General features: G+C 71.4%; 7 protein-coding genes. 5 read left to right on the plus strand and 2 right to left on the minus strand.

The window, feature by feature from the left end; all coding sequences use genetic code 11:
• Positions 1–138: 138 nt before the first annotated feature.
• The gene (locus ACWCV3_RS28540) at positions 139–948 is read right to left on the minus strand and encodes a hypothetical protein (protein ID WP_451230131.1); all 810 of its coding nucleotides are present in this window, start codon (positions 946–948) and stop codon (positions 139–141) included.
• Positions 945–1,736, minus strand: coding sequence for a ParA family protein (locus ACWCV3_RS28545; protein ID WP_451230133.1), 792 nt, complete (start codon positions 1,734–1,736; stop codon positions 945–947). Before ACWCV3_RS28545 ends, ACWCV3_RS28540 begins: the two co-directional genes overlap by 4 nt.
• Before the next feature lie 263 nt (positions 1,737–1,999).
• Here ACWCV3_RS28545 and ACWCV3_RS28550 point away from each other — a divergent pair, with 263 nt between their 5' ends.
• From ACWCV3_RS28550 to ACWCV3_RS28570, 5 genes are all read left to right on the plus strand, one after another.
• Positions 2,000–2,272 (plus strand): hypothetical protein, encoded by a 273-nt coding sequence (locus ACWCV3_RS28550; protein WP_451230136.1) that lies wholly within the window; start codon positions 2,000–2,002, stop codon positions 2,270–2,272.
• 20 nt (positions 2,273–2,292) lie between these two features.
• Positions 2,293–2,637: a hypothetical protein gene (locus tag ACWCV3_RS28555; RefSeq protein ID WP_451230139.1), complete on the plus strand. Its 345-nt coding sequence runs from the start codon at positions 2,293–2,295 to the stop codon at positions 2,635–2,637.
• Between the two features lie 44 nt (positions 2,638–2,681).
• The gene (locus tag ACWCV3_RS28560; RefSeq protein ID WP_451230141.1) at positions 2,682–2,915 is read left to right on the plus strand and encodes a hypothetical protein; all 234 of its coding nucleotides are present in this window, start codon (positions 2,682–2,684) and stop codon (positions 2,913–2,915) included.
• Between the two features lie 118 nt (positions 2,916–3,033).
• Positions 3,034–3,315, plus strand: a complete 282-nt coding sequence (locus tag ACWCV3_RS28565) for a hypothetical protein (protein ID WP_451230144.1) — start codon at positions 3,034–3,036, stop codon at positions 3,313–3,315.
• Positions 3,316–3,456: 141 nt separating this feature from the next.
• On the plus strand, positions 3,457–3,630 hold the full coding sequence (locus ACWCV3_RS28570) for a hypothetical protein (RefSeq protein ID WP_451230147.1): 174 nt from the start codon (positions 3,457–3,459) through the stop codon (positions 3,628–3,630).
• Positions 3,631–3,669: the final 39 nt, after the last annotated feature.

The raw sequence follows: 3,669 nt of genomic DNA on the forward strand, positions 1-3,669 counted from the left end.
GCGAACCCCAGCTTCCCGTCGGACACGCCCTCCATCGTCGTCATCGCGGCTTGCCTGGCTGCTACCCACCCCACCGACTGACCCCCGTCCACCGAGAAGCCCCGAGGTCCGCATGGACTCCGGGGCTTCGCCGTGCCGTCACTCGGCGAGCCGGCTGATCTTCCCGGCCAGGTCGGCGACCTCGGCCACCAGCTCGCTCCCGTGTGCGGCGTCGGCGGCGACCGCATCGGGGATGACCCGGCCCCGGAGCGCCCGGTGGGCCACCTTCAGCGCGGCCAGTCCCTGCTCCAGCCGCACCAGCGCGCGGGCCTGAACGGCCGTGTGGTCGACCGGCAGCGGTTCCGCGTCGGCGGCCGTCGGCTGTACCGGCACGCGGGCGTAGCCGAGTCGGCCGACGGCCTCGCGGATGGCCTCCGCCGTGACCTTCTCCCCCGTGGTCCGTACGGCCACGACGACCTCGCGCACGGCCGGTTCCCCGTGGTCCTCCATCACCGGGGCGAGGACGCGGGCGTGCGACTCCACCGGTGCCGCGTCGAAAATTTTCGACATGACCCGCATGACCGGCGCGGCGTCGATGAGCTGATACGCGCGGGAGCGGTCCATGTCCCACCGGGCGGAAATGTAGTCCTCGAACGTCGCGTGGGTGACCTTGTAGAGCCCGCCGTCCTCGTCGCGGATGGCGCGCAGGGCGGTCCCGGCCTCCACGACGAACCGTGCGCGGGCGGACTTCAGTGTCGTCCCGGCGGTCTCCTTCGCGCGGTCAATCGCGGCCTCGAACGCCTTCAGCCTCTCCTCGGCGGTGCCAGTGACGGTGGCCGGGTCGACGGGCTGCGGGGCGAACGGGTCCAGCGCGGGCGCGGCCGGTGTCGTTGCTCCGCTGTGCCGGGCGCGCAGGACGTCGGAGAGCCCGCCGGCCCGGCCGGGTGCGGGCAGGTTCTTCGGGCTCACCGCGCGGCCCCGTCCAGCACCTCGGCCAGCGTGCGATACGCGGCGGCATGTTCGGAGTCGGGCGCGTAGTCCACGACCGTCTTCCCGAACCGCCACGCCTCGGTGACGGTGACGGACAGCGGCACGGTGGCGAGGACGGGCAGTCCGTCCAGCTTGGCGAACTCCTCCAGCACGGACTTGGCGATCAGGCTCGCCGGGCGGCGCAGCAGGTTGACGACCAGGCCGTGCAGCTCCAGCGGCTTCACGCGCAGGTCCACGTCCACGGAGGCGATCTGCGGCAGCAGCAGTTCCAGCGCCCGAAGGCTGGAGTCCTCGGCCTGCACCGGGATGAGCACGCCGTCGGCGGCGGTCAGCGCGTTGTCGGTGAGGATGTCCAGGGAGGGCGGGGAGTCGATCAGGACGTGGTCGTACCGGCCGCGCGCCGGGGCCAGGATCTTGGCCAGCCGCTGCTCGCGGGCCTTCACCTTGTCGACGTCGCGCACGGCCATGAACATCTCGACCGTGTTGGGCACGACGTCGATGCGTCCGGCCGGCTCGGAGTGGGTGGCGGTGAGTTCGTCCAGCCCGGTGTGCTCGCCGATGAGCGCGCGGTACAGGTTGGCGGCGCCTGCCCCGGACGGCGCCTGGTCGACCTTGAGCCCGTCGGTGAGGTGGCCCTGCGGGTCCAGGTCCACGACGAGGACGCTGCGGCCTGCCTCGGCGAGGGCCCCGGCGACGCCGATCGTCGTCGCGGTCTTCCCGACGCCACCCTTCTGGTTGGTGACGGCGGTGATGCGTGTGGTGGTCATGACGGCGGAGCCTATCTGCCGCCGCAGGTGTGCACGGGTATTGCCCCACCTTCGGGCCTATGATTTAATCAATTCATCAGGAGACCGAGGACTGGAGAGACCGTGTACCCCGAGGACGACGAATACGAGTGCGTGGACTCGGACGGCTTGGCCTACCCCGAACACGACTATCAGCCGGGCGAGTACGAGTGCCGCCGTTGCGGCGCCGAAGTCAGCGACTGACCGCCGCGCGGCACCACCGACCAAGGAATGAGGAAACGGACATGCGGACGACGTGGGCGGTCTGGGCACCGGACGACATGCGCGACGCGGCGGAGTCGGAGGCCCGCGCGGGGTTCGACGCCCTCGCCGCGCCGAAGCGGCACTTCCTGGAGGTGCTGCCGTACCACGGCGCGTACACCGAGTACGAGGAGCACGTGGCCGCCTGCGGCCTGTGCCAGCAGGACGAGATGACCGACTGCCCGGTGGGCGAGGAACTGTCCGGCGCGGCCCGCATCGGGCTGGACGAGCAGCACCGCCTCGCCGCGAGCAACTGAACGGAAGGAACCGAGGAACGATGAGCGACGCGACCGAGGCCGTGGGCCGGATGATCGGCGAGTGGACGGCCGCCCGCGCGGCACTGACCGAGCTGGAGCGCGCGGAGCACCCGGACATCACCGACCGGTACGGCCGTGTGTGGACCTGGAAGCCGGGCGGCGGGGACGTCTACCGCCACGACAGCATGGCGTTCCCGAGGACGCTGGTGGAGAGCGGCGCGATCGGCCTGCCGTCCCAGTCCGTGCTCGATAACCCGAACTACGGCGAGCTGTGCGCCGTCTGCCTGGACGGCCGGGAGCGCAACGTCCCCGACTGCCGCCCGGAGTGGAACTGCGCGCACGTCATGCACCAGCGCGGAGCCTGACCCGCACGACCCCGAGCACCGCTGACCAAGGAATGAGGAAGATCATGCGACAGAGCACGAAGATCGGTGTGGGCCTGATGGCCGCCGGCGTGGGCAGCGCCGAGACCGCGACCGAGGCCCCGGCGCGCGGGGTGGCCGCCTTGGCGATGGCGGCCGGCGCGTTCACCGCCCTGGGGGCCGTCTCGCTCATCATCGGGTGGACGGTGCGCCCGCTGGACCGGGCGCCGGCGGCGTCTCAGCCCGCCGTCCCGCACGAGGGCGAGGCCGGGGAGGTCTGACCGCGCGTCACCAGCGAAGAAGCGATGCCCCGGGGTTGCCTGCCTCGGGGCATCGTGGTTTAATTAATTCATCGGGACGGACGACCGGACCGACAGACCAAGGAACGAGGAACCGACCATGAACATCACCTCCGAGCACATCGCCACCGCCGCCGAGAACATCGGCCTGTACGAGGACGACTACGCCGTCCGCAGCGCCTACAAGGGCTGGAACCTCACCCCCTGCGCCGGCGTGACCTTGCCCGCCGACCGCATGACGGCGTTCCTGGTCTCCCTCGCCGTCGTCCTCGCCGAGCAGGGTCGCGCGGAGGACGCGCTGAAGCTGGCGGCGAAGACCGACACCGAGACCCTGGGCCTGGACTTCACTGTCTACTGGCCCGGCGTCCAGCTCGCCGCCTGACCCTCCCCACCGGGCCGTTAGGCCCGAACCCGCTCCCGTGGGGTAATGAAGCCCGGCGGCCACACGGCCGCAGGCGCCGGCTCACGGCCGGCCGGGAGCACGCCGCCCCTCACACGGCACCGACCAAGGAAAGAAGGACCCATGGCGAACCGCGACCCGTACGTGCGGACCCGCGAGGCCCCGCGTACCCGGCACCTCCCGATGACGTGCGACTGCGGCCGGGTCTTCATCGAGAAGACGGAGCCCGACTGGCCCGGCCTGTGCCCGGTCTGCTCCAGCGCGGCCGACCTGGAACTGACCGGCCGGCACTACTGACCCAGGAAGGCAGGACCCATGGACTACACGATCCCTGGG

The organism is Streptomyces sp. NPDC001781 (genome assembly GCF_053596035.1).